Origin of the sequence: Pedobacter sp. ISL-64, from assembly GCF_018613605.1 — a bacterium.
GTDB lineage: Bacteria > Bacteroidota > Bacteroidia > Sphingobacteriales > Sphingobacteriaceae > Pedobacter.
Map to the genome: position 1 here is coordinate 181222 of NZ_JAGGPU010000009.1, position 25720 is coordinate 206941.

Below are 25720 nucleotides of genomic sequence, written 5' to 3' on the forward strand. Positions count from 1 at the left end.
TCTATAAAGTTTTTAAAGCTTGTTTAATTAGTTGCTCTACCGAAAGTGTTCCCTCTGTCACTTTTAAAATCTGGTCTATAGTTTTTTCGGCGGTTTGTTTGGCGAATCCGAGCATTACTAATGCTGATAACGCTTCATCTTTAACAGTATTGTGTTGAGGCATAGAAATTAATGAATCTACCCCTTCTTTTTTTAATTTATCCTGCAACTCTAAAACCAGGCGTTGTGCGGTTTTAGCGCCTAAGCCCTTAATTCTTTGAATTAGAGGCAAATCTGCTTTAACAATTGCGGTCTGGATTTCTATAGGTGTGATAGATGATAAAATCATTCTGCCTGTATTTGGCCCAATTCCCGATACCGATATTAAATGTAAAAATAAACGGCGTTCGCCTTCATCGGCGAAGCCGTATAATGTATGTGCATCTTCTTTTACATGCAGCCAGGTGTATAGTTTACACCTTTCTGCATCAGCTAAAGCGCTGTATGTATTTAAAGAAATGTTTATATGATAGCCTATACCTCCGGCTTCAACCACAACATATGCTGGGTTCTTGAATGTCAATTTACCATCAATATAGGCGTACATGTAATTCTACTTTTTAGTTGTTTTTCCAAATATACCTTTTCGTTTCGATGTTGCAATTTCTTCTTTTGCTTGCACATCTACAACAGCAATGGTAACCATATTGACGATTTCGCGTACAGAACTACCTAATTGAACAATATGAACAGGTTTATTCAGTCCTAACAAGATCGGCCCCACCGCTTCGGCACCGCCTAACTCTTGTAACAATTTGTATGCAATGTTTCCAGACTCCAGATTTGGGAACACTAAAGTGTTCGCCGGAGCATCGGCCAACGTGCTAAATGGAAAATTATCTTTCAGCAGTTCGTTGTTGATGGCAAAGTTTCCTTGCATCTCTCCATCCACAATTACCTCTGGATGATTTTTATGCAGGAGTTTAACCGTTTCCCTTACTTTATTTGGTGTTACACCATCGTTTGAACCAAAGTTTGAATACGATAATAAAGCGATACGGGGCTTGATGTTAAACTGCTTAACAGATTTATCAAGCAATAAAGTAATATCTACCAGTTCTTCTGCTGTTGGATCTACATTTACAGTGGTATCGCCGAAGAAAACAGGACCTTTTTTGGTCATCATCATGTACATACCAGCAACGCGTTTTACACTCGGATCAACACCGATTACGTGTAAAGCAGGTTTAATGGTAGATCCATAATTTTTGGTCAGGCCCGAAATCATCGCATCTGCTTCGCCAAACTCAACCATCGATGCGCCATAGTAGTTACGGTCTCTCAATAATTTAGTGGCATCAGTTAATGAAACCCCTTTACGCTGACGTTTTTGATAAAGCGCCTCGGCATATTGTTTGGTTTTATCAGGATTCTGCATCTGATCGATGATCTCAACACCTTCTAACTCTAAACCGTGTTCATCAATAATGGCCTGTATTTTATCTTTATTTCCTAAAAGGATCGGAATAGCGATATTCTCATCGTTAACAATCTGTGCGGCCTTTAAAATCTTGTAATTATCGGCTTCAGCAAATACGACTCTTTTTGGATCTGTTTTAGCTTTTGTAGTGATGGCACGCATAATGGCATCATCCAAACCAAGGCGTTTTCTCAGTTCTTCGCTATAGGCATCCCAATCGGTAATAATTTTACGGGCTACGCCACTTTCAATTGCTGCTTTAGCTACCGCGATAGAAACTTCTGTAATTAATCTAAAATCAACAGGTTTTGGGATAATATATTCTTTACCAAATTTAAGGTTACGGGCGTTATAAGCTAAGTTTACCGATTCTGGAACAGATTTTTTAGCTAATTCTGCAATGGCTTTAACGGCAGCGATTTTCATCGGCTCGTTAATGCCTGTTGCACGAACATCAAGCGCACCACGAAAAATATAAGGGAAACCTAAAACGTTATTTACCTGGTTCGGATAATCAGAACGGCCGGTAGCCATAATAATATCTTTACGGGTTTTAATCGCCAGTTCGTAGGCAATCTCCGGATTAGGGTTGGCCATCGCAAAAACGATAGGGTTTTTGGCCATCGAAGTCAGCATTTCTGCTGTAACACAATCTGCTGATGAAAGACCGATAAATACATCAGAATCTTTCATGGCCTCTGCCAAAGTGTTGATTTTCCTGTCGGTAGCAAATTCAGCTTTAATATCATCAAGTACTTCACGGTCTTTACGGATCACGCCAGAACGGTCGCACATAACGATGTTTTCTTTTTTAGCACCCAAAGAAACATAAAGTTTGGTACAAGAAATTGCAGCGGCACCAGCACCATTAACTACAATTTTGATCTTATCCATTTTTTTCTTGAAGATTTCGCAAGCGTTCAACAATGCCGCAGCCGAAATAATCGCTGTACCATGTTGATCATCATGCATTACCGGAATGTTCATTTCTTCCTTTAAGCGACGCTCAATTTCGAAACATTCTGGTGCTTTGATATCTTCTAAGTTAACACCACCAAATGTTGGCTCCAAAGCCTTAACAATTTTCACAAAATCATCAACATTTTTGGTATCCAACTCTAAATCAAATACATCAATATCAGCAAATATCTTGAAAAGTAAACCTTTTCCTTCCATTACCGGTTTTCCGGCTTCCGGGCCAATATCGCCTAAACCTAAAACGGCTGTACCGTTACTGATTACCGCAACCAGGTTACCCTTTGCGGTATATTTATAAACATCTTCTTTATTTTCTGCAATCTTCAAACACGGCTCTGCAACGCCAGGAGAATACGCTAAAGTTAAATCTCTTTGCGATGTTGTAGGTTTTGTGGGTACTACTTGTATCTTTCCTGGACGGCCTTGCGAGTGGTAATCAAGCGCATCTTGCTTTCTAGTGGTCTTACTCATTACGTAACTTATTAGTGACGGGGGCAAAGGTACAATTCTTTTTATGAGGCATAAAATAAAAAGCCCCTCAAAAAAGTTAAATAAGACGTTACACTAAGCTACCGTTACACTAATTGGATTAAACCAAGCACTGTTAATAGAATTTCAGATTTTTTAATCAAGAAATGAATGCCATTGTCAGGTTTGCCCTGTTATCCTCTGTTGATTTTCAGGATCATCCCTACTTGCAAACCAGCTTTTGATAAACGGTTATCTCTTCTGATGCTCTGAACGGTTGCACCGTCAAATTTCTCTGCAATTTCAGACAGGGTATCGCCGGTTTTAACCTTGTAACTTAAAAACGATGATGGTGCTTTTAATGGCGTCCGGTTTTTGGCGTAAATCTTTAGTTTTTGTCCCAGCACCAGCGTTTTGCTTTTTAAACCGTTCCAAACCCTTAAATCCTGTACCTCTACACCATATTTATCGGCTACAGTTGTTAAGTTCTGTCCTGAGCTAACTTTATGATAAACTACTGAGGATGTAGCTATACTTTTGGTTTTCTTCTTTCTTAAATCTCTTGCATCATCGGTACTGGCGGCTAGTACTTTCATGTTCACAGCCACGTCCTGATTGTTGAGCACATCATAAATACCTGCATAATCAACATCCCTTAACTTAGGCATTACAATACGCTTCGGCTCATCATCTGTACCATTTACGATCTTTTTCTTGTAGGATGGATTTAAGGCCATAATCGCCGCCTCATCAATATTTAACACTTTTGCAAGCATAGACAGCGACACGAAACGGGTAGTTTGAACCGTATCGGTTTTTAAGAACATGCTCGAGGCTTGCGCGGTAATCTGATGTTTGCCAGAATAATTCATTACATAAACTGCGGCAATAAATGCCGGCACATAATTTCTGGTTTCTTTAGGTAAAAACTGTCTGATTACCCAAAAATCCCTCGATCCTGCTTTATCAATAGCCCGGTTAACATTCCCCTTTCCGCAGTTATAAGCGGCAATGGCCAACAGCCAATCGCCAAGCTCTTCAAAAGCATCTCTAAAATAGGCTGCCGCTGCATAACTGGCCTGGATGGGATCTTTACGTTCATCCACAAAGTTATCCATCTTTAGGCCATAGGCCTTACCAGTGCCGAACATAAACTGCCAGATACCTGTTGCTCCTACTCTAGAAATGGCATGCGGATTCATCTGTGATTCGACGATCGTTAAATATTTTATTTCCTGTGGAATATTATAATCTTTTAAGGCTTTATCAAAAATCGGGAAATAATAGCTAGATAAGCCGATCATTTTCCCGAACATATCTTTACGCTTGGCATAAATATCGATATACTGCTGAACGTACTCGTTGTAAGGAAGAGGTACCGTTTTAGCAATAGAATCGAGCCTGAGTTTATAGATAAAGTTCTGGCCCATGGTTAATGGGTTTTCTGAAACAGCCGGTACAGCTACGGTATCGGTATTGATAAAGATGTTGTTGTGAATCTTCGGAAGACTATCCAGTTTGAGCGTTTGTTGCGCGGAAGAAGAAGAAATGTATCCTAAACAAGCGCAAATTGAAGCAAAAAGTAATTTTTTAATCATGGGCTATTGGTTCAAATTTCCATTAACTGTGGCTTATGTCCTCACAAACCTTTATACAGACTCGTCTTTTCATAACAAGGAAAAGAGTAAGAACCTGCGAACCTTCTAGACAACGCCTAGAAAAACAGTTAATAAAATGCCATTGCCATACTTAACTATAATGCTTGGTAACTCGCAATGACGATAAAACTATGATAAAAATGCCTGAGAAAAAGCCAAAAGCTTATCTTCCTCAAAATGTTTGGCTGTAAACTGTATACTTAACGGCAATCCTGCTGCATTATTGCCTAGTGGCAAAGCAATAGCCGGATTTCCGCTTAAAGAAGGCAATACGGTAAATATATCGGCCATATACATCACAATTGCATCCTGAACATTATCGCCAATTTTAAAAGCTGCTGTTGGTGCCACAGGAGAAAGAATTAAATCATAATCCTGAAACAAAACATCCATTTTTTCTCTGATCAACCGGCGAACCTGCTGTGCTTTCTGATAGTAAGCATCGTAATATCCCGCACTTAAAACAAAAGTACCTAAAAGGATGCGGCGTTTTACTTCCTCGCCAAAACCTTCGGCGCGTGATAATTTATAAAGTTCATTTAGCGATTTCGCCTCTAGGTTACGATGTCCGTAATGAACGCCATCATAACGCGAAAGATTTGAAGAGGCTTCGGCCGTTGTTAAGATATAATAGGCCGGAACCAGATAACCCAACAGATCAAAAGAAACATACTCAACAGTGTGTCCATCTGACTTGAGCTGCTCGATTGATTTTAAAATAGCCGATTTGATTTCGGGATCGAGGGCTTCGCTCTCAATAGTTTCTTTTAATACTGCTATTTTTTGTTTTTTATGTTCATTCAAATGAGCAGGGTAATCGGGCACTGCATCTGGCGAAACAGTAGAATCGTAATCATCAGCGCCGGCTAAAACCTGTAAAAGCAAGGCCGCATCTTCTACTGATGATGTAATTGGCCCAACCTGATCGAAAGAAGAAGCGTAGGCGATAACACCATACCTTGAAATGCGCCCATAAGTAGGTTTAAGCCCGATCTGACCACAAAATGCAGCTGGCTGTCTTACCGAGCCACCGGTATCGGTACCCAGGGCAGACAAACACATATCGGCCTGAACGGCTACAGCTGAGCCGCCTGAAGATCCACCAGGAACAAGGTCGGGATTTGCAGCATTTTTAGCAACCCCATAGTATGAAGTTTCATTAGAGCCGCCCATCGCAAACTCATCACAGTTTAAACGGCCGATAATAACGGCATCTTCCTGTAATAATCGCTGCACAACTGTAGAAGAATATGGAGATACAAAACCTTCGAGCATTTTTGACGATGCAGTAACGATATGGTCTTTATAACAAATATTATCTTTAATACCAATTACCATCCCTGCAAGTTTACCTGCAGTACCTTCTTCTATTTTTTGCTGTATCGCTTTCGCCTGAACTTCGGCCGATAAAAAAAACACCTCATTAAATGCATTGAGGTGTTCATTATTTTCAATTTGCTTAAAATAATAAGCTAATAAATCGGGTAAAGTTAATTGCTTTTGCGCAATGAGTGTTTGAATCTCTTTAAGAGAGCTGTATTTCTTCAAAACTAAAAATTATTGCAATTAAACGGTTTTATCACGGTTAGACGGATCTACCTGTTCTCCATCAACGCCATCTTTACCATCTTTAAATTCTTTAACACCTTTACCTAAACCTCTCATTAATTCAGGAATTTTTTTACCACCAAATAATAACAATACCACTACCGCAATAATGATAATTTCTGGTGTTCCAAGCATTGCTGCTATTGTTGTATTTAACATGATTTTTTTGTTTAAACTTTTTCTTTGTCAGTTACAATTTTTTCGTCAGTAGGCTTGCTCAGATCAATGTGTGACTCACTTGCCTCTATTTTTTCATCAACCGGTGATTCTTCTGTTGGATGATGACGCTGACTATGGTTTACCGCTGTTTCTTCTGCTGCTTCTTTATCTAAATCCATTGCATTGATATTCCGATGGATTTCACGCTTAACACCATCAGAGGCATCTTTGAATTCTCTGATCCCCTTCCCTAGTCCTCTTGCAAGTTCAGGTAATTTTTTACCTCCGAACAACAATAGAACCACCACTAAAATGAGTACGATCTCTGATCCACCCATGTTTAAAAACTCTAATAACGTGCCTTGATACATCACTAATATAATTTATACAAATATAGACATTTTAACTTGTCTTAAGTTTATTTACTAATCCAAGCTTCAGGATTTAAAGTTCCCTGGCCTCTTCTAATCTGGAATTTTAAAATGGCGTCGTCACCAGTATTTGCTACAATTCCAATAGCCTGTTTGGTTTCAACTAAATTACCCACGCTCACACTAACCGATCTTAAGTTTTGGTATACTGTAAAATACTCGCCGTGGTTAATTACTACAGCAGTTCTGCCCATAATATTTTGCACCATAACAACCTTACCTGCAAATATACTTCTAACAGCTGCCCCATCAGTTGTAGTGATATCTACTCCATCGTTGGTATAACTTGCCTGGTCGATCTTATGTAAACCAAACCTTTCGGTTATTGTTCCTGTCGCTACAGGCCAAGGTAACCTTCCTCTGTTATTTTCAAAACCTGCCGATAATCTGGCTGCCTCAGGTGTTGCAGTAAGCAATTCTCCCGTCGATTTTGCTTTAGCGGTTGGTGTAGCTGGTGCAGTAGGTACAGGTCTATTTTCAGCCTTGGCTTTTGCCGCCGCAATCCGTGCTTCTTCAGCCGCTTTTCTTCTTGCCTCTTCTGCGGCCTTCCTTCTCGCTTCTTCAATTGCCCGCTGAATTGCAGCACTAATGGCCCTGTCTATCTGAGCCTGTTGCTTTTTACGACTGGTAATATCCTGTTTAAACTGTTTTTCGTCCTTGCTCAGTTTGTTTAATTCTACTGATTGTTTGCTTTTATCCTTGCTTAAACGCTCACGCTCTCTTTCCTGTTCCTTCAACAGATCACTTTTTTCCCTGAGTGTTTTATCCAGAACCTTAATCTTGCCGTTCAGATCTTGCTGCGTATTCTCAATGTATCCAGCCTGTTTTTTACGGTATTGACTAAACTGCTGTAAATACTTTATTCTTTTATATGCCTGGTTAAAATCCTTCGCCGCAAAAATGAACATCATTTTATCGTACGAATTTCTGTTACGCTGTGCAAAGCGGATCATTCCCGCATACTCTTTTTTAAGGTCGCCCAACTGACCTTGCAACGTATGTACGGTATTTGTGTTCTGAGAGATTTGGTTATCGAGATTTTTTATTTCAGAGTTGATTGTACCGATCTTATCCTGGCGTAGCCTAATCTGGGCATTTATAGTATTAATCTGCTGTATAGTAAGCTTTTTACCACTCGCAGTTTTATTCAAATTCTTTTGAAGCTGTTCAATTTCGCGTTGTATAGCTTCTTTTTTCCTTCTGAGCTGGCTTTCAGTTTGTGCAACCGCCGAAAAGGTTAACACGCTTAAAAAAAGGATAAATAGGAGTTTTTGTAGCTTCATTAAGCCAAAAGTATAAAAATTTTTGTAGTAAAAATATTAAAATCGAGATACTAAAGTCATAATTGCTTATTACAGAACTGTCTTCACTCAATCTTCATACATCACAAAGATTGCCAGCGCCGCTGTACTAATGCAGTGTCTAACCTGGCAAATCACTGATAGAATATGTGAATGTAGTTTTTAAACCTACTTTACAACCGTAAATCTCTTTGGTACATTAAACGGAAAATCGACAGGAACATTGCCATCAATTTTTACAAACTGTAGGTCGATGTTTATCCGCTTTGCTTTAGATAGTGTTTTGATCTGCAATGCGCTAGGGAATAATGACTCGTTTAATTTTTGATAGTCGGTATACGTAACTTTTAGCGCCTGACCGTTTTTAACGTCATTTAAATTGGTTTCAGATACTTTAAAAAGCGTATTAAAAAGCAATTTATAATCTAACTCCGATTTGCTTCCGGAAACCACCCAAACACCATTTTCCTGTTTAACATCTGATTCTGTTGTTAAAAACTCGCCCATGGCATTGCCCGTTAAAACGGCTTGTAAAGTATTAAAATTAACCTGTTTATTGGTGAAATTGTAAATATAACTAAAAGGTTTTTTTAGGTATTCGCTTTTCATCCGGTTCATGATCTTGATACTATCAGGCGTAATCAAAGCCCTTGCCACCTCTGCCATTCCACCTAAGGCTGTAATGCTTACCCAAATGGCTTCCTTGTCTTTCATCTTGAAATTCATGGTTACATCGTTTGCATCGCCGGCAATATCTAAAGTTGCTTTTGCTTTTAAGGAAAGTGTATTAAATTTAAGTTGTTTGCTATTTAGTAGTGTTAAAGCTTCTGCTTTCGAATTATCAGTTTTGGTTTCTGTTTTGGTAGGCGGAGCCACTACAATTTCTTTTTTAGGTTTACATGCCGAAACAAAAACTACAGCTCCCAATAGGAATGCGCTATTTAAAATACTTCTTTTCATTTATCTTTTTAATTAATACTTCTGATCCGTTTCCGGTCTCTCTTGCTTTTTGCCATTGGATTAATGCAGCATCCTTTTCACCCTTCATAAAAAGTATATCGCCATATCGCTCCAAGTAAACACCGTTTTTACTGCTATTGTTTTGCAAAGCCTTTTCGATCCATGTTTTCGCCAAATCGTATTTTTGCTGTTTAAACAGAATAAACGCATAGGTATCTACAATTGAAGGATTATTAGGCATAGCATTGGCCGCTGTTTCTGCATATTTCGCTGCCTTGGTTAAGTCGTCATTTCTTAACGCCAGATAATAGGCATAATTATTCATGATGAGGTAATTATCGGGCTCTGTTGAAATGGCTTTTTCGAAAGCTGTTTTAGCTAAGGCAAAATTATTCTGGTTGATGTAGATATCGCCCTGTAGTGCATAAATCTGCGCCTGCAGGCTTTTATTCTCCACATCCAACTGTAAGGAGGTTTTTAAATTGCTTTGAGCGGGCTCATATTTACCTGTTTTAAACAGGGCATAAGCCATATAATAATATAAGCTGGCCTGATTGGGATAAATGCTTAAAGCCTCATCGCCAACCTTTATGGCTTCCTCATAGTGCCCAAGCAGTGTTTGGATATTAATGACCTGTTCCCACACTATATAAACCTGTTCGTTAAGTTTTAAAGCAGCCTGATATTGGGACAATGCATCTTTTAAGTGGTTCTGCTGATAAAGTACATCGCCATAAAGTGCCAATGCTTTTGCATCAGCCGGATTTTTTTCTGCAACCAGTTTACTTAGTTCAGTTACATTTTTGGCAACAACGGGTTGGTTAAGTTTCGAAAAAAGTGCAGCGATAATCTTCACCTTTTCCGTAAGAGGCATTTCATTGCTTTCGAAAGCCAATTTTAAGGAAAAAAATGCAGCTTCGTCATTTTTCTGCTTACGGTAAATATCAGCCAAAGCCAGGTTTACCTCAAAATTATTGGGTTCGAGCTGCTGGGCTTTGGTTAATACCTTTAATGCTTCCGGATCATTTCCCTTCTGCAAAAGCAAACCTGCAGCATATAAATAGTTCTTTACATCAGCCTGATTGCCTTCCAATAATTTAACAATATCACTTTCAGAGGCATTCCCGTTAGATTGCAGACGTTTTCTGGCGTTTACCAAATCCCTTGATTCGCCAAATTTAGTCTGAATTTCATCATAGGTCTTTTTTGCAGCATCCAGCTGATTGCTTAAGAACTGCGCATTAGCTTTATCAAAATAATAGGCATCGTTTTCAGAATCGAGACGGATCAACTGATTAAACACTTCGATTAGTTCGGGCATTTTATTGGTGCGCTTGTATACCTCACCAAGTAAGCGCCAGTACCATAAATTGCCGGCATTTAATTTAATTGCCTGTTTTATATTCTGTTCAGCTTCCGAAAGTTTATCTAAACGCAGGTTTGCATTGGCCAGCTCGAAATAGGCTGCATGGTTATTCGGATCTAAACCAACAATTTTATTGAAATTGGTAGAGGCGACAACATAATTTTCAGACATTTTCTCCCGTAAGCCCGCAAAAAACAATTGTTTTACCATGTTGCTATCGCGATTGGTACTTGGCGTAACCGTTCCCTGCCCAAAAGCCTGGAAGCTCACTAAAGTAGCGCCAACAAGAAAATGTACTTTGTATTTCATATCATTTTATTCATCCAAAAATTAACTCCAAACTGAAAACTGCTAACTCCAAACTATTTACCAGTATGTCCGTAACCGCCTTCGCCGCGTGCAGTTTCCCCTAATTGTTCAACGGTTTGCCAGCTAACGGTTTCGTGTTTTGCCACAACCATTTGTGCAATTCTATCGCCATTAACGATTTTAAAATCTGTATCTGATAAATTTACCAATAAAACTTTTATTTCACCACGGTAATCGGCGTCAATTGTACCAGGAGCATTTACAATGCTAATACCGTGTTTATAGGCCAGGCCGCTTCTGGGTCTGATCTGTGCTTCGTAACCGATCGGTAATTCAATAAACAAACCCGTTGGCACCAATAAGCGCTGCAAAGGTTTCAATATCATTTCTTCTATTATTGATGCCCTCAGATCCATACCAGCCGCATGTGCAGTTTCATATTGTGGAAGTGGGTGTTCGGATGTATTGATAATTTTTATTTCCATTTTATTAGATATGAGATTGGAGACACTAGATTTTAGACAAAACCAGAAGCCTTAAACCCTAAACCTTTTAGCCGTTTACCTTTTTAGTATTTTCATTAAATCATTCTTTTCAAAATAGGCAATACCCGCAACAAAAGCAATCAACATGGCATTGCCAATATAAATGTTTCTATGGAATACGAAAAACGAAGAGAATACCAGTATGATCGAAATGATTAAGTAAGATAAAATCTTTTTAAGATTATAGGGGATTGGATAATATTTCTGTCCGAGGATATACGAAATAATCATCATCGTTCCATAGGTTGCCATCGAAACCCATGCCGAACCCATATAACTAAATTTTGGAATCAATATGATATTGAATACAATGGTGATAAGGGCCCCAATTAAAGAAATATACAATCCAAATCTGGTTTGATCAGATAATCTATACCAAATAGAAAGGTTCATATAAATCCCTAAACATACGTATCCCACCAGCAAATAAGGGACTGCAGGCAAACCTACCCAATACTCGGCCAGGTGTTTTGCATCCCGGCTGATAAAGTATTTCAGAATTTCGATATTTGCAGTGAGCGCCACAAAAAGAATGGAAAGTGCAATTACAAAATACTCCAGAATTTTGGCATAAGTAATCTTTGCGTTTTCATTTTTGGCGTAGCTGAAGAAAAACGGTTCTGCACCCAGTCTAAAAGCCATATTGAAAATACTCAGGAATATAGCCAGCTTACAAACAGCACCATAAATACCTACTTCTGCTTCGGTTGTATATCTATCCAAAAGTATTTTGTCAAGATTTTCATTAACGATGAAAGATAAATTTGCGATCAGGACAGGCCAACTGTAAGAAAGCATTTTTTTAAATAAATCACGGTCAAATTTAAACTGCACCTTTAAAAATTCTGGCACTAAAAGCAAAAATGTAAGGGCACTTGCTACCAGATTTGCAATAAATACATACCCAACCCACTTATCACGGAACCAACTTTGGAAGAACGCTGCACCGGGCAAGTCGTGTTTAATGATCAGTGGAATACCGTAAATAAAAAACAGACTTAAGAGCACATAGCTTAAGATGTTCACAAATTTAATGATGCTATATCTAAAGGGCTTTCCATCAGCCCTGATCCGGGCAAAGGGAATTACACAAACGGCATCCGAAAACAAGAGCCAAAGAAAATACTGCACATATCTTTTTTGATCCTGATAGTGCGACATATTACTGTTTAACAACCATTTGGTGATCGGTTCGGTAAGAACAAGGCCAGTAATCAAAAACAGTATGGATATAAAGGCAACGATCAGGAAAGAATTGTTATAAACCTGCTGTTTTTTATCTTCATGTTTATTGAGGTACCTAAAAAAAGTAGTCTCCATTCCAAAGGCCAGTATAGCATTTGTCATAGATGCATAAGCATACATTTTGGTAAAAACACCTAATGCACTAGCACCGTAACTCCTGGTAAATATTGGTGTTAATATGAAATTGAGTAATCGCGAGGCGATGGTACTGATACCATAAACCATGGTTTGCCCAAGAAACTTTTTATATACAGACATTTATGATTGATTTGAGTACTGCGTATTGAGATAGGCTCCTTAGCGGAACAATATAGCAATCCAACAATTCAGCAATTTATTTTCTTAAAATTTCAAAATTACGATAGTTTTTTACTTCACCATCGCTTACCGCCACATTTTCTACACGCGAGCGGTCTGGCCCTTCGTGGCACCAGTTTACAAATTCTTCCAGAAAAATATTGTCGCCTTCCGCTTCGATATAAACCGATCCGTCTTTTTCATTCCTTACAAAACCGGTTACCATCATTTGGTTGGCAATAATTTTTGTGGTTTCCCTGAAGCCAACGCCCTGTACTTTACCTGTTATCGTTATATTGAGGTGTTTCACCCCTAAATTCCCTTGAGGGGACTGTATATTTTTTTCGCTCATGCTAAAATTTATTGTTGCAAAGTTAGTAAAGCAATTGTGTATCCCTATGTTTATAAGCCCAATTCGCTTTGTAAACTGTTAATTTTTTGCAGTTCGGACCTAAAATCTGACCATATTTCTTCCAGGATTTCTTTAGCAGGTTTAATTTCATCCAGCATAGCTGAAACCTGACCGATTTCGAGTTCTCCGTTTTCCATGTCGCCTTCAAACATTCCTGCTTTTGCCCTTGCTCTGCCCAAAAGTTCCATTAAGCGGCCTCGGTCTGCGCCTTCAGCTTCTGCTACCGATATTGCATCGGAAAATTCATTTTTCAGCAACCGCACCGGAACCAGTTTTTTCATGGCCAGCCTAGTATCGCCTTCAGCAGCAGCAATAATTTTATTTTTAAATGCCGGATGAGCAGATGATTCTTCGGCAACAGCAAAGGCCGAACCGATCTGAACCGCATCTGCTCCTAAAGCAAACGCAGCCAACATGGCTTTTCCACTACCAATGCCGCCAGCCGCAATAACCGGAATTTTAACAGCATCCCTTATCATCGGAATTAAACACATGGTGGTGGTTTCTTCTCTACCGTTATGTCCACCCGCTTCGAAACCTTCGGCAACAATGGCATCAACGCCAGCTTCCTGGGCTTTTATGGCAAATTTTGTATTGGCAATTACATGAACGACAGTAATACCCTTTTCTTTTAAAAAACTCGTCCATGTTGCAGGATTACCAGCAGAAGAAAATACAATTTTTACTTTCTCTTCAATTACCACATCTATAATTTCCTGAATATTAGAATAGAGCAATGGAATATTAACACCAAACGGCAGATGGGTTGCTAATTTGCACTTTTGAATATGTGTTCTTAAAACATCAGGATACATTGAACCGGCTCCAATAATGCCAAGGCCTCCTGCATTGGAAACTGCCGATGCCAATCTCCAACCGCTGCACCAAACCATTCCGGCCTGAATAATTGGATATTTAATATTGAAAAGTTTACAGATTGGATTCATATATTTTAAATTAACCGCTTTACTTGATCGCTTTCTATCTTAAAATCAAGGGATAGCTGGATTAGATTCAATCCTGGCTTTTTACCAACCTCGATTGTTCCAATTTGTTGATTAAGCTCCAAAAATTCGGCTCCATTTATAGTTGCCCAATTCAAAAGTTTTCCAAAAGTAACCTGCTTGTATTTCTGTAAGGTGATCATTTCTGATAGGATATTAAGTTGATGGTTACTCGCTAAACTATCTGTTCCTAAAGTAATCTTTACATTTTCTTCAATTAACAGATCAACATCGGGTAAAGCATTTTCGATATATAAATTGGCTTGCGGGCAAAGGCACCAATATAAATTATTGTTGTTTTCTTTTGCAAAGGCGATATCAGCCTTACTCGAAACCGTGTTATGCACCAACAAAGTTTTTTGCTCCTTAATAGAGGATAGCCAAGTTTGTAAAGATGTTTTTTTGGAGGGGATAAAGAAAGAAATATCGAGCCCTAGAAATTTGTATAGCGCTAAAAACCCACCCGATTTATTTTCGAAGAAAGCATTTTCATCCTTAGTTTCCTGGTTATGAATACTAATAAAGGCATTATCTTTTTCAGCTTCCTCCTTTATTAATCCAAATAATTCAGGCGATACCGAATACGGTGCGTGTGGTACAATAGATGCAGGCAAAGGTTCAAAGGCTTGTTTAATCGCTTTAGCGAAATCCATTATAGCGTCTGCTCGCTCAGGATTAAAACCCATGGCCTCTATAAAGGTGTGATAATATATTTTGCTATTTTCTTTTACTTTTTTTGATGAAATTTGGTTGGAAATGTCGCCAACAGCTACAATCCCGTTTTCGAACATTTTTTGATCAGCAACATACATAGCCTTTTTAATCTCTTCTATATCGCCCTGCCTGCTTTTAATAATACTTTGGACGAATTCTACCAAACCCGTTTGCTCTGGAATTTGCCCCAGCATATGCGACAGTTCTAAATGGCAATGGGTATTGATAAAACCCGGAACGATTGATCCTTTATGTTTTGTAATGGCTAAACCAAGACTTGCGGCCTCTTCCTGGGTTAGCACTTCTTTAATTTCACCATCTGGATTTACGGCTACCACTCCGTTTTTAAGCGGAGGTGATGAAACAGGAAATATCCAATCGGCTGAAAAGTATTTTAACATACCGCAAATTAGCGGAATAACCGGAGCAAATAAAATATTTTTCTACGCCAGGACTATTCTGATAATGAAATGATTTTTGAAATTACGCTTCTAAAAGAAATTAAATTAGAAAACGGGGAAAGAAAAAGAGCCTCCTATCGGAATCGAACCAATGACCTACTGATTACAAGTCAGTTGCTCTACCAGCTGAGCTAAGGAGGCTTTTAATCGGGCTGCAATGATAGAAAAAAATCTTCTTTTTTAAAAATTGAAAATTATTTTTTTCTGGCGTGCTGTCAGATGTTGCCATTTGACAGCGAATTAACTCCACCAAGGAATTTTAAAATCCGTCAAATGGCAACATCTAACGGCACAAGAACGCTCTACAAGCAATCTGCATTTCCAATTATGAAAAAATAACGCCAAAACTTGTAGTCATTCACCACAAAGTGTGGAGAAGCTCCACAATGCCAAAATCTTGACACACACACAAACGTCTAAAAAACAGATAGTTAAACAAAACCAATGGTTTGGCATTATTGTGAAACATTAGCAAGTATTGTTACACAAATTAAATTTTTAATTATATACTATGAAAAAGTTCGTTTTAGCAGCTACAGTATTAGCATTAGCAGGATTCTCAGCAGTACAGGCAAGTGAGGTAAAAGATTTTAAAACTACTGCAATTGTTGCAGTTCAAGATAGCGCAGTGAAAACTCCTGTTAAATTGGAAGAACTTCCTGAGCCAGTAACAACAGCATTAAAATCTGATGCTTACAAAGGATGGACCGCTACCGAAGCTTGGTCGGTGAAAGAAGGAGCAAAAGAGTATTACTTAATCAACGTTAAAAAAGAAGCAGAAACCAATTCTGTTAAAATTGACAAAGACGGTAAACCAGTTCAATAAATAAGATCGGTTAGCGCTCCATAATTAACAATTAACGAGTATTTAACGTAACACGAGTTACAAATCATATTTTAAACATAATATCATGAAAAAGATCATTTTAGCCGCTACTTTAGCATTCGCAGGATTCACAGCAGTTCAAGCAAGTGAAGTTAATACAATTAAAAACGCTGCAATTGTTGCAGTTCAAGATAGTGCCGTAAAAACTCCAGTTAAATTGGAAGAACTTCCTGCACCAGTAACTACCGCATTAAAATCGGATGCATACAAAGGCTGGACTGCTACTGAAGCTTTCTCTGTTAAAGAAGGTACAAAAGAATATTTTTTAATCAATGTTAAAAAAGAAGCAGAATCTGGTTCAGTTAAAATCGACAAAGACGGTAAGCCAGTACAATAATCTCAATAAATACGCCGCACAGGCATAATCAACATAAGCGTAGCTTTCGGGCTACGCATACCTAAAAATACATACTATGAAACCGTCATGATTTTCAGAATCACAAAGTAATTGATTAAATCATGGCAGCTTCATCACAAATAAAACAAAATTTTAAACAGATGAAAAAATTAATTTTATCAGCTGCGTTCTTAGCTTTTGCAGGATTCTCAGCAGTTCAGGCAAGTGAAGTAAATACAATCAAAAATGCTGCAATTGTTGCAGTTCAAGATAGCGCAGTAAAAACTCCAGTTAAATTGGAAGAACTTCCTGCTCCAGTTACAACAGCTTTAAAATCCGATGCTTACAAAGGATGGACTGCTACTGAAGCTTGGTCTGTTAAAGAAGGAACAAAGGAGTACTACTTAATCAATGTTAAAAAAGAAGCAGAAACTGGTTCGGTTAAAATTGATAAAGACGGTAAGCCAGTACAATAAAACCCAAATAATTACATCTACCTATTATAAGAAAGCCGGATTATGTCCGGCTTTTCTTATTTTTGTTACATGGCGAGAATCCTGATCTTAGAAGACGATACTACATTTGCTCAATTACTTGAAGGTTTTTTAACAAAAAACGGTCATGAGATTACCCTTGTAACCCAAGTAAAGCAATCATTTAAGCAAGTTGAAAACAATGAATTCGACTTACTTTTAATCGATTACCGTCTTCCGGACGGAACAGGTCTTGAAGTGCTTAGCCACATCCGTGATCTGGGGCTATCCATACCTGCAATCATCATGACCAGTTTTAATGATGTTCGGACTGCGGTCAGATCTATCCAATTAGGTGCTTTTGATTATATTACCAAGCCGGTTAATCCAGATGAGTTGCTAATGGTGATCAAAAATTCTTTAGCTAAAAAGGATTTAAAAAGTGTTGAACCAAAAGAAACAAACAGTGATTTTATAAAAGGGAAAAGTGCCGTTGCAGATAAACTGTATGAACACATTAGTTTGGTAGCCCCAACCGACATGTCGGTAATTATACAAGGCGAAAGCGGTACGGGAAAAGAATTTGCTGCCAGAACCCTGCACCAGCAGAGCAAGCGTGCCGATAAACCTTTCGTAGCAATAGATTGCGGTGCATTATCGAAAGACTTAGCTGCCAGCGAATTATTCGGGCATGTAAAAGGCGCTTTTACAGGCGCTTTAAATGACAAGAAAGGTCAGTTTGAGGCTGCAAATGGCGGAACATTATTTTTAGATGAAGTGGGTAACCTAAGTTACGAAGTGCAGATTAAATTACTTAGGGCCTTACAAGAAAGGGTAATCCAGCCTTTGGGCAGTACCAAACAAATCCCTGTTAATGTTCGCATCATTACCGCTACAAATGATGATCTGTCTAATAGCATGCAACAGGGTGAGTTTAGAGAAGATTTATATCATCGTTTAAATGAGTTCAAAATCCAGCTTCCGCCATTGAGAGATAGAGGCGGAGATTTAGAACTGTTTATCAACCACTTTATACAGCTATCAAACCGCGATTTAGAACGGAATGTGAAAAGTGTTTCTAATGAGGCAAAAACACTTTTGCTTAGTTACGATTGGCCAGGAAATTTGCGCGAGCTTAGCAATGTGATTAAACGTATGGTTTTATTAAGCCCAGGCGATGTTGCCCAGATTGGCGCATTACCTGATGAAATGATGATTTCTGTCCATCACCAGTCAGCTCCAGGTAATTCATCCGACCTTAAAGCGGTAAACGAACAGAATGAAAAAGCATTGATTACTGAAACGCTGATCAAAGTGAGACATAACAAATCAAAAGCCGCCAAGATTTTAAACATCGACCGTAAAACCCTTTACGCCAAGATGGAGCGTTACGGCATAGAATAATTATCCGGCATTGGCGTAGTCGATTTCCTCCATAAAGGCAATTAAGCTATCCAGTTTTCTGATCTGTAGTAAAACTTCAGATTTAATATTGGTGGTTAGGCCTTTTTCGGCAATTTCTAATTCCAGGGTGCGGAATGCGTTTGCCAAAGTCTTCGAACCCATCTGCGCCGTTCGTCCTGCAAGGCGGTGAACCAGTAACCTGGCCTGATCTAAGTCATTATCGATCAAATGTTTTTTCAACGCTGCAGCGTCATCTATAGAATCCTGTTTAAAACGGTTCAATATTTTCTCCAGCATTTGCTGGTCGCCAAAGGTCATTTTCTCAATGGAAGAGAAATCGAATTCAGGCTGCTGGGTTAAAATTTCGGTTCTATCAAATATAGATAGGATATCAACTGCCCTAAATGGCTTCATTATCAGTCCATCAAAGCCCTCGCTCAAAACCATTTCACGTTCTTCGGGTAAAACCTGTGCAGTAATAGCGTAAAATTTAATGTGTGCTGGGAGTTTCTTCTTTAATAAATGACAAAGTTCGAATCCTGTCATTTCGGGCATGCGCATATCAACCAGCACATATTTTAAATCCGGCTCAGGTGCTGCGTGCAGGATATCGGCTACCTGGGTAAAGCTTCTAAACGGGATTTTATTTTTCTGAAAAATCATTCCGCATAAATCTAGAATAAGTTTATCATCATCAATTACCCAAACTGTGCCTGGGTTTACAATCGCATAATGTTCTAAGTCTAAAGTATCGTTTACACGCTCGGTAGTATTTTCATATTTCATGTAAATATTAAATGTGGTACCAATGCCCGGTTTACTTTTCACATAAATTCTTCCTCCCTGTGTTTCGATCAAAGATTTAACAATAGGCAGTCCCAACCCCGTACCAGCCTGGTTGATAATATATTTTTCAGGAGATTCTATCTGCTCAAATTCATTAAAGATTTTGGGAATATCTTTTTCTTCAAAACCGATTCCGGTATCTTTTATAGTAAAATGGAAATGCAGATCGTCGCCTTGCTTTTTATACGATACAGAAAGTTTAATTTCACCTCTCAATGTAAATTTTACGGCGTTACCCAATAAGTTAAATAAAATCTGCTTTAGCCTAAAAGCATCGCCCTTTACAAATTCCAGATCGGCAAGATCAAGTGCTGTATTTAACTGAAGTGATTTCTGTTCTGCCAAAGGCCGCATTACCGAAACTACCTCATCTAAAGCTTTTTTGATGTTGAACACCTGGTTATTGAAACTAAATTCGCCCGAAATAATCCGGTTATAATCTAATACCTCGTTCACAATTTGAAGTAAGTGAATGGAAGATTGATAAATGGCATCCACATCTTTCTTATTCGGCACATCCTGCTGGGTAATCAGCTCGGCATAGCCTAAAATAGATTGCAGTGGCGTTCTGATCTCATGGCTCATGTTCGATAGGAACCGTTGCTTAGCCTTACCATGGTATTCTGCCTCATCTTTGGCAAGCTCCAATGCCCTTCTGTACGTGTTGCTTTTTGTAATGTCAGCTAAAATTAAATACAGCAGAATAACCGTTAAGAGAAAAAAGATAATGATAATGGTTGTGATCTGCGTAATCCCATCATTAACCACCTCTTTGGCCTGTATACCGTTTAAATCTATCTGGGCCACTGCCTCCCCCTCCACTTCTCTTAAAATCTGTAGCATCTGGGCAGTCAGGGCATTACTGGCATTTGACAGGTCTGCTTCGCGTTTTAAAAATTTCTGACTTTTCTGGCGTTGCTCCAGTTCGATATTTTTTAAGGCACCCGTCATGCTCTTCATAATGCTATCTTCAGCTTTAGCATTCAGCGTATCGCGCTTTACCTTAAATTCCTCATTAATGATTTTATACACATCAGATTTTTTCTTACCAAACAGTTTACTCAAAAAACCCCTAGATTTCTGTTCTTCTTCAGGTGCCACCGTAGTGGTCGATGTAGTTGTCTCGGTGGTCAGTACTGCGCTATCTGTATGCCTGGTACGTGTAGCAACCAGTTCGTTTAATTTCTGCACCTCATTAGAGAACGATTTGGTATTCACCAATGTTTCTCTCACCTTTAAGTAATTGATAAATTGTTTATCCCGGTCGGTTAACAGATTCTTGATCGACTTTATTCTGGCCAACTGGGCGGAATCGCCCTTGTACAATTTACGTAAGGTATCTAAACTAGCCCTTAACTTACGCGACTCTTTAAGAAAACTATAGGTACTTTGTTTATTGAAAGCTTCATCCCTTTGTAACTGATCTAACCTGGCAATCTTATGTGAGAGATCATTTACGATCCTTAAGCGGTCGTTCGGGGCCGAAATTTCTTCAACAGTATCCAGCATCCGCGTAAAAGCAAACTTGCTGATGCCCCATGCCAATAACAATGCAAAACAGGCAAATAGGAAACCTATAATCACTTTACTCTTTATTGCCCGGAAGAAACGCTTTTGGATAATAGCAGCCATTTAATTCAGATTATGTATGATAAACCCTAATTATAACGGTTTAACCAATAGAATTGATATGTATTTATCTTTTACAAATAACGTACCACAAGAAAAATTGATTAAAAAACTTTAATTTTAAGTGCCTAAAAAAACAAACTATGAACCGTATCGACCGACTTTTCGGAATCTTAACCCTGCTTCAATCCAAAAAATACATTACCGCAGAAAAAATTGCGGAAAGGTTTGATATGAGCATACGCACGGTTTATCGCGATATTAAAGCATTGGGCGAACAAGGAATACCGGTAAGTTTTGAGCAGCATAAAGGCTATTATCTGGTTCAAGGTTATTTCCTGCCACCAGTTTCTTTTAATATGGACGAAGCCAATGCACTGCTATTGGTTGAAAGTTTGGTGAACGGATTTGCGGATAATTCCATCCGCGCCCATTACTCCACAGCACTGACAAAAGTAAAGGCGGTACTAAAATCGGGACAAAAGGAAAAGCTCGAAACCTTAAACCAGCATATTAAACTGCAGATTCCGGAAAGGTTAAATTTTAACTTCGAATACCTATCACTTATTCAACACGCTATTGCCGAAAAACACCTGATCGAACTCGATTATAAAAACAATAAGGAGGAAGTGAGCAAAAGGCAAATAGAGCCAATTGGATTGATTTTCTATGCTTTTAGCTGGCATTTAATTGCCTGGTGCCATTACCGGAATGAATACCGTGATTTTAACCTCACCCGGATTATCTGCCTTAAAAACCTGGGTATTTCTTTCAAAAAAACGCAGCACATGCCGCTAAGTGAATACATGCACCTGCTCCCTGTTAATTATTAAAAAAATATTTTTCACACTGCCATAGGGTTGTCAGTGGGCTGTATTTTCTTTGTGTAACTAAACACCAAAATATGAGTATAGCCGATTTACTACTAATGGATTTAAACACCGCAGAAAAAACAAAACAGAAAAATATGGACATTATTAAATTATTATTGAAAGAGTTAGAAGCCGAATTTAATACGACAAAAAAATTCATGGCTATTGTACCTGTAGATAAATTTGACTGGGCACCACACGAAAAAAGCATGAAAATGAAATCGCTTGCGGTTCATATTGCTGATCTACCGAGTTGGGTTTCACTGGCTTTAACTACCGTTGGACTGGATTTTGAAACAGCACCTTATGTAGAACAACCTGTAGAAAGCGCCGATGACCTGGTTAAAATTCTAGAGAAAAATTATGCACTTGGAAAAGCAGAATTGGAAAAAGCAACGGAAGAAGACCTAAATGGCCGTTGGGTATTGAGCATGGGCAAACAGGTTTTGGCGGATTATTCTAAATACGAAACCATCCGCCATTCACTTAGCCAAACCACTCACCACAGGGCGCAGTTAGGCGTTTACTTAAGATTACTTGATATCCCGATCCCAGGCAGCTATGGCCCAAGTGCAGATGATCAAAACTTTTAGTTGTTAATATGTTTAGAATAGGCTGTCGAAACCTGGTGCGTTTCGATGGCCCGTTTTGAAATGACAACACGATTACCAGACCACCTTGATATTCCATTTACGCTTTGCTACTTTTAGCAATGAAAAAAATATTGGCAATTTCTGGAAGCACGAAAGCAATATCTACCAACGCACTTTACATTACAGCTATCTCCCGGCTTTTGGGCGAAGAATTCGAGGTAACAAACTTTCCGTCTATTGCAAATATCCCACACTTCAATCCTGATTTAGATCAGGAAAATCCACCACAGGTTATCGAGGCGCTTCGTTCAATCATCAAAAAGGCAGATGGAATCATCATCTCTACACCAGAATACGCGATGGGTTTACCAGGATCGCTAAAAAACCTGCTCGATTGGACCGTAAGCTCAGCATCATTTTCGGAGAAACCCGTTTTAGCACTTGTTGCTTCAACCCAGGGTGAGAAAGCCTATCAATCCATCATCGATATTTTAACAGTAATTGAAGCAAGGGTATTGCCCCAGCTTATCTCATTTGCAAAAGCGAAGATCAATAATGAGGGAGCGATTACCGATGAGGAAACCTTAACCGCACTCAAAAGCACCATCGATTCATTTGTTGCCAGTATGGAGAATGGATAACACGATTTATTTCCGTAAAATTGCAGTATGAACAATAACTCTGCAACCCGTTTAAATAAATTCATCAGTGAAAGTGGATTATGTTCACGCCGTGAAGCAGACCGTTATATTGAAAAGGGTACCGTTTTCATCAATGGAAAAAGGGCTAAAGTAGGCGATCAGGTTTTTGCAGGCGATAAAGTGATGGTAAACGGTCATAATATCGAACCTAAAGAAGAAAGTAATTTCATCCTTTTGGCTTTTAACAAACCTGTCGGCATTACCAGTACAACGGAAGGCAGCGTACGCGATAATATTGTTGATTACGTGAACCATAGCGAAAGAATATTTCCAATTGGCCGATTGGATAAAGATTCGTCAGGTCTGATCTTCCTGACCAATAACGGCGATATCGTTAACAAAATTTTAAGGGCAGGGAATAAACACGAAAAGGAATATGTGGTAACGGTAAACAAACCGATTACCGAAGATTTTATTTTCGAGATGAGCAATGGTGTTCCAATTTTAGGTGTGAATACGCGTAAATGTAAAGTAAGGCAGATCAGCACATTTGTATTCAATATTATCTTAATTCAGGGCTTAAACAGGCAGATCCGTAGAATGTGCGAGCATTTTGGTTATGAGGTTACCAAGCTCGAGCGTACTCGCATTATGAATATCAATCTAAAAGGTATTCCTACAGGAGAATTTAGAGAACTTACCGAAGACGAGATGAAAAGCATCACCAAAAGTGTTGAAAATTCATCATCCGAAGCTAAAATAAAACCTAAAAGCGCTAAGAAAAAAGCAAATGCACGGGAGGAAATCCCCGAACTTAGAGAAGAACAGCCAAAAAAGGCATTTAAACCAAAGCCGTCTGGCCCAAAGTCAAAAAAGATCGCAGGTCATTCCAGAGCAAAACCAACAGGTAAAAGCAATGCGGGAAACAGAAATTCCAAACCTGCCAAAGGTAAGGCTATCAGCAAGTCAAACTCAAGAGGCAGAGGAAGATAAAGCTAATTAATTGTAAAATTTGGCATCTTGCAGGCACCCTCAACCTTCTACCTTTCTGCCTTACACCTTTTTTAAGTACCTTTGCAACAAATGGTAACAGCAAAAAAAACCGATATCCGTGCATTGGATCTACCTCAGTTGCAACAACATCTTGTAGCGATGCAACAACCTGCATTTAGGGCTAAGCAGATTTACCAATGGCTTTGGGAGAAATCGGCTACAAGTTTCGAGCAGATGAGCAATCTTTCTAAAGATCTTCGTAAAGCATTGGACGAAACTTTTGCCATTAATGCTGTTCAGGTTAACAATTCTCAGTTCAGTAACGACCATACCATTAAAAACACTTTCAGGTTAGCAGATGGTAATATTGTAGAGGGGGTTTTAATTCCTTTAGAAGACCGTATGACTGCCTGTGTAAGCTCTCAGGTAGGCTGCAGTTTAACCTGTAAGTTCTGTGCAACTGGCTACATGGACCGTAAGCGCAATTTAAACGCTGATGAAATTTATGACCAGGTAGTATTGATCGATAAGCAGGCTAAACAGAATTACAACAATCCCCTTACCAATATCGTGTATATGGGCATGGGAGAGCCGCTGTTAAATTATGCCAATGTATTGAAATCGATTGAGCGTATCACTGCACCAGATGGCTTAAACATGAGCTATAAGCGTATTACAGTTTCTACAGCGGGTATTGCTAAAATGATCAAAAAATTGGGCGATGACGGTGCTAAATTTAATCTGGCACTTTCGCTTCACGCCGCTGATGACAAAAAGCGTAATGAGATCATGCCGATCAATGAGGCCAACTCGTTAAAAGCATTGGCAGATGCACTTAAATACTATTTTGCTAAAACCAAAAACCCGGTAACTTACGAATACATTGTTTTTAATCATTTTAACGATGAGATTTCGGATGCTATGGATTTAGCTAAATTCTGCAAACATATTCCTTGCAAGGTAAACCTCATTGAATATAACCCTATTTCTTTCGCCGATTTCACCAATGCGGAAGGCGATAAGATCGATGCTTTTTCCAATTATTTAAAAAGCCAGGGGATCAACACTAACATCCGCCGTAGCCGTGGTAAAGATATTGATGCTGCTTGCGGGCAGTTAGCGGTTAAAGAGGAAGCTAATGCTTAATCTCCTCATTTAAAATTCAATATTATTTGTTAAGCATAATCTAAAGATTATTTTTTTGATTATCAGGAGCGCAGTAACAGTAACATGTAGGCTGGGTTCCGTCCTGTTGTCCGCTGCAATCCTTTTTGGAAACCCTTGGGATAGACAATCTACCTCTGCCAAAAAGGGATTTCCGCTGCCATCAGGGCTATTTAACCTGGGACGGAAGATGTAAACGGAAGAGGGATCAGGTTTGCGCAAATCAGCGTAATCTGCGGGAACAGAACCTTACCCCTTTTTAAACACCTTAATGGAGAAATAACCGCCGCTGTTACAATTCCTCTCACCATTAAGGCATTAAGGAACATCCGGCATCAGGTCCCTTAACTTTTATTCACTTCTTAATGGTGCAAAAATTAGCGGACATAATAGAATGGCCATAAACCCCTTAATGGCAGAAATAACCGCTGTTACAATTCCTTTCACCACTAAGGGATTAAGGACATCAAGAAGATCATATTGGAAAAGGCCCTTAACCATCTTCAC

24 protein-coding genes and 1 tRNA gene are annotated in these 25720 nt (G+C 38.9%); 9 read left to right on the top strand and 16 right to left on the bottom strand.

Annotation, left to right across the window (positions count from 1 at the left end):
- Position 1 precedes the first annotated feature (1 nt).
- The 15 genes from ruvA to J7E57_RS14120 all read right to left on the bottom strand — a co-directional run bounded on the left by ruvA (position 2) and on the right by J7E57_RS14120 (position 15516).
- Positions 2 to 586: a Holliday junction branch migration protein RuvA gene (ruvA, locus tag J7E57_RS14050; RefSeq protein WP_215124881.1), complete on the bottom strand. Its 585-nt coding sequence runs from the start codon at positions 584 to 586 to the stop codon at positions 2 to 4.
- A gap of 6 nt (positions 587 to 592) precedes the next feature.
- On the bottom strand, positions 593 to 2908 hold the full coding sequence (locus J7E57_RS14055; protein ID WP_215124880.1) for an NADP-dependent malic enzyme: 2316 nt from the start codon (positions 2906 to 2908) through the stop codon (positions 593 to 595).
- A 191-nt stretch (positions 2909 to 3099) separates the two neighbouring features.
- On the bottom strand, positions 3100 to 4503 hold the full coding sequence (locus J7E57_RS14060; protein ID WP_215124879.1) for a lytic transglycosylase domain-containing protein: 1404 nt from the start codon (positions 4501 to 4503) through the stop codon (positions 3100 to 3102).
- A 189-nt stretch (positions 4504 to 4692) separates the two neighbouring features.
- Positions 4693 to 6111 carry an Asp-tRNA(Asn)/Glu-tRNA(Gln) amidotransferase subunit GatA gene (gene gatA, locus J7E57_RS14065; RefSeq protein WP_215124878.1) on the bottom strand — a complete coding sequence of 473 codons (1419 nt, stop codon included), beginning with the start codon at positions 6109 to 6111 and terminating at the stop codon, positions 4693 to 4695.
- A gap of 18 nt (positions 6112 to 6129) precedes the next feature.
- Positions 6130 to 6330: a twin-arginine translocase TatA/TatE family subunit gene (locus tag J7E57_RS14070; RefSeq protein WP_029287719.1), complete on the bottom strand. Its 201-nt coding sequence runs from the start codon at positions 6328 to 6330 to the stop codon at positions 6130 to 6132.
- 11 nt (positions 6331 to 6341) lie between these two features.
- The gene (locus tag J7E57_RS14075) at positions 6342 to 6701 is read right to left on the bottom strand and encodes a twin-arginine translocase TatA/TatE family subunit (RefSeq protein WP_215124877.1); all 360 of its coding nucleotides are present in this window, start codon (positions 6699 to 6701) and stop codon (positions 6342 to 6344) included.
- A 47-nt stretch (positions 6702 to 6748) separates the two neighbouring features.
- Entirely contained in the window at positions 6749 to 8044 is a 1296-nt protein-coding gene (locus J7E57_RS14080) for a murein hydrolase activator EnvC family protein (protein ID WP_215124876.1), read from the bottom strand.
- Positions 8045 to 8230: 186 nt separating this feature from the next.
- Positions 8231 to 9022, bottom strand: a complete 792-nt coding sequence (locus J7E57_RS14085) for a DUF4292 domain-containing protein (protein ID WP_215124875.1) — start codon at positions 9020 to 9022, stop codon at positions 8231 to 8233.
- On the bottom strand, positions 9000 to 10697 hold the full coding sequence (locus J7E57_RS14090; RefSeq protein ID WP_215124874.1) for a tetratricopeptide repeat protein: 1698 nt from the start codon (positions 10695 to 10697) through the stop codon (positions 9000 to 9002). The genes J7E57_RS14085 and J7E57_RS14090 overlap by 23 nt, the downstream gene beginning before the upstream one ends.
- Before the next feature lie 53 nt (positions 10698 to 10750).
- Positions 10751 to 11182: a dUTP diphosphatase gene (dut, locus tag J7E57_RS14095; protein ID WP_116248912.1), complete on the bottom strand. Its 432-nt coding sequence runs from the start codon at positions 11180 to 11182 to the stop codon at positions 10751 to 10753.
- A 75-nt stretch (positions 11183 to 11257) separates the two neighbouring features.
- Positions 11258 to 12745: an oligosaccharide flippase family protein gene (locus tag J7E57_RS14100; RefSeq protein ID WP_215124873.1), complete on the bottom strand. Its 1488-nt coding sequence runs from the start codon at positions 12743 to 12745 to the stop codon at positions 11258 to 11260.
- Positions 12746 to 12821: 76 nt separating this feature from the next.
- Positions 12822 to 13136 carry an acylphosphatase gene (locus tag J7E57_RS14105; RefSeq protein ID WP_251029918.1) on the bottom strand — a complete coding sequence of 105 codons (315 nt, stop codon included), beginning with the start codon at positions 13134 to 13136 and terminating at the stop codon, positions 12822 to 12824.
- Positions 13137 to 13186: 50 nt separating this feature from the next.
- Positions 13187 to 14143 carry an NAD(P)H-dependent flavin oxidoreductase gene (locus J7E57_RS14110; protein WP_215124872.1) on the bottom strand — a complete coding sequence of 319 codons (957 nt, stop codon included), beginning with the start codon at positions 14141 to 14143 and terminating at the stop codon, positions 13187 to 13189.
- Positions 14144 to 14148: 5 nt separating this feature from the next.
- Positions 14149 to 15315, bottom strand: a complete 1167-nt coding sequence (locus J7E57_RS14115; RefSeq protein WP_215124871.1) for an amidohydrolase family protein — start codon at positions 15313 to 15315, stop codon at positions 14149 to 14151.
- A 128-nt stretch (positions 15316 to 15443) separates the two neighbouring features.
- Positions 15444 to 15516: transfer RNA gene (locus tag J7E57_RS14120), tRNA-Thr, on the bottom strand.
- Positions 15517 to 15886: 370 nt separating this feature from the next.
- Here J7E57_RS14120 and J7E57_RS14125 point away from each other — a divergent pair.
- From J7E57_RS14125 to J7E57_RS14140, 4 genes are all read left to right on the top strand, one after another.
- A complete protein-coding gene (locus J7E57_RS14125) occupies positions 15887 to 16201 on the top strand; it encodes a hypothetical protein (protein WP_215124870.1) in 315 nt (104 codons plus the stop codon).
- Between the two features lie 85 nt (positions 16202 to 16286).
- Positions 16287 to 16598, top strand: a complete 312-nt coding sequence (locus J7E57_RS14130) for a hypothetical protein (protein WP_215124869.1) — start codon at positions 16287 to 16289, stop codon at positions 16596 to 16598.
- Positions 16599 to 16720: 122 nt separating this feature from the next.
- Positions 16721 to 17074 carry a hypothetical protein gene (locus J7E57_RS14135; protein WP_251029919.1) on the top strand — a complete coding sequence of 118 codons (354 nt, stop codon included), beginning with the start codon at positions 16721 to 16723 and terminating at the stop codon, positions 17072 to 17074.
- A 69-nt stretch (positions 17075 to 17143) separates the two neighbouring features.
- Positions 17144 to 18475, top strand: a complete 1332-nt coding sequence (locus J7E57_RS14140; RefSeq protein ID WP_215124868.1) for a sigma-54-dependent transcriptional regulator — start codon at positions 17144 to 17146, stop codon at positions 18473 to 18475.
- Here J7E57_RS14140 and J7E57_RS14145 read toward each other — a convergent pair whose 3' ends face one another.
- On the bottom strand, positions 18476 to 20953 hold the full coding sequence (locus J7E57_RS14145) for an ATP-binding protein (protein ID WP_215124867.1): 2478 nt from the start codon (positions 20951 to 20953) through the stop codon (positions 18476 to 18478).
- Between the two features lie 140 nt (positions 20954 to 21093).
- Between J7E57_RS14145 and J7E57_RS14150 the strand changes: the two genes are divergently transcribed.
- From J7E57_RS14150 to rlmN, 5 genes are all read left to right on the top strand, one after another.
- Positions 21094 to 21783, top strand: a complete 690-nt coding sequence (locus J7E57_RS14150; RefSeq protein WP_215124866.1) for a helix-turn-helix transcriptional regulator — start codon at positions 21094 to 21096, stop codon at positions 21781 to 21783.
- A 71-nt stretch (positions 21784 to 21854) separates the two neighbouring features.
- Complete coding sequence (locus J7E57_RS14155; RefSeq protein ID WP_251029920.1) at positions 21855 to 22415, top strand: DinB family protein; 561 nt, start codon at positions 21855 to 21857, stop codon at positions 22413 to 22415.
- 119 nt (positions 22416 to 22534) lie between these two features.
- Complete coding sequence (locus J7E57_RS14160) at positions 22535 to 23056, top strand: NADPH-dependent FMN reductase (RefSeq protein WP_215124865.1); 522 nt, start codon at positions 22535 to 22537, stop codon at positions 23054 to 23056.
- A 27-nt stretch (positions 23057 to 23083) separates the two neighbouring features.
- The gene (rluF, locus tag J7E57_RS14165; RefSeq protein WP_215124864.1) at positions 23084 to 24049 is read left to right on the top strand and encodes a 23S rRNA pseudouridine(2604) synthase RluF; all 966 of its coding nucleotides are present in this window, start codon (positions 23084 to 23086) and stop codon (positions 24047 to 24049) included.
- Positions 24050 to 24139: 90 nt separating this feature from the next.
- Complete coding sequence (rlmN, locus tag J7E57_RS14170) at positions 24140 to 25195, top strand: 23S rRNA (adenine(2503)-C(2))-methyltransferase RlmN (protein WP_029280032.1); 1056 nt, start codon at positions 24140 to 24142, stop codon at positions 25193 to 25195.
- Positions 25196 to 25720 lie beyond the last annotated feature (525 nt).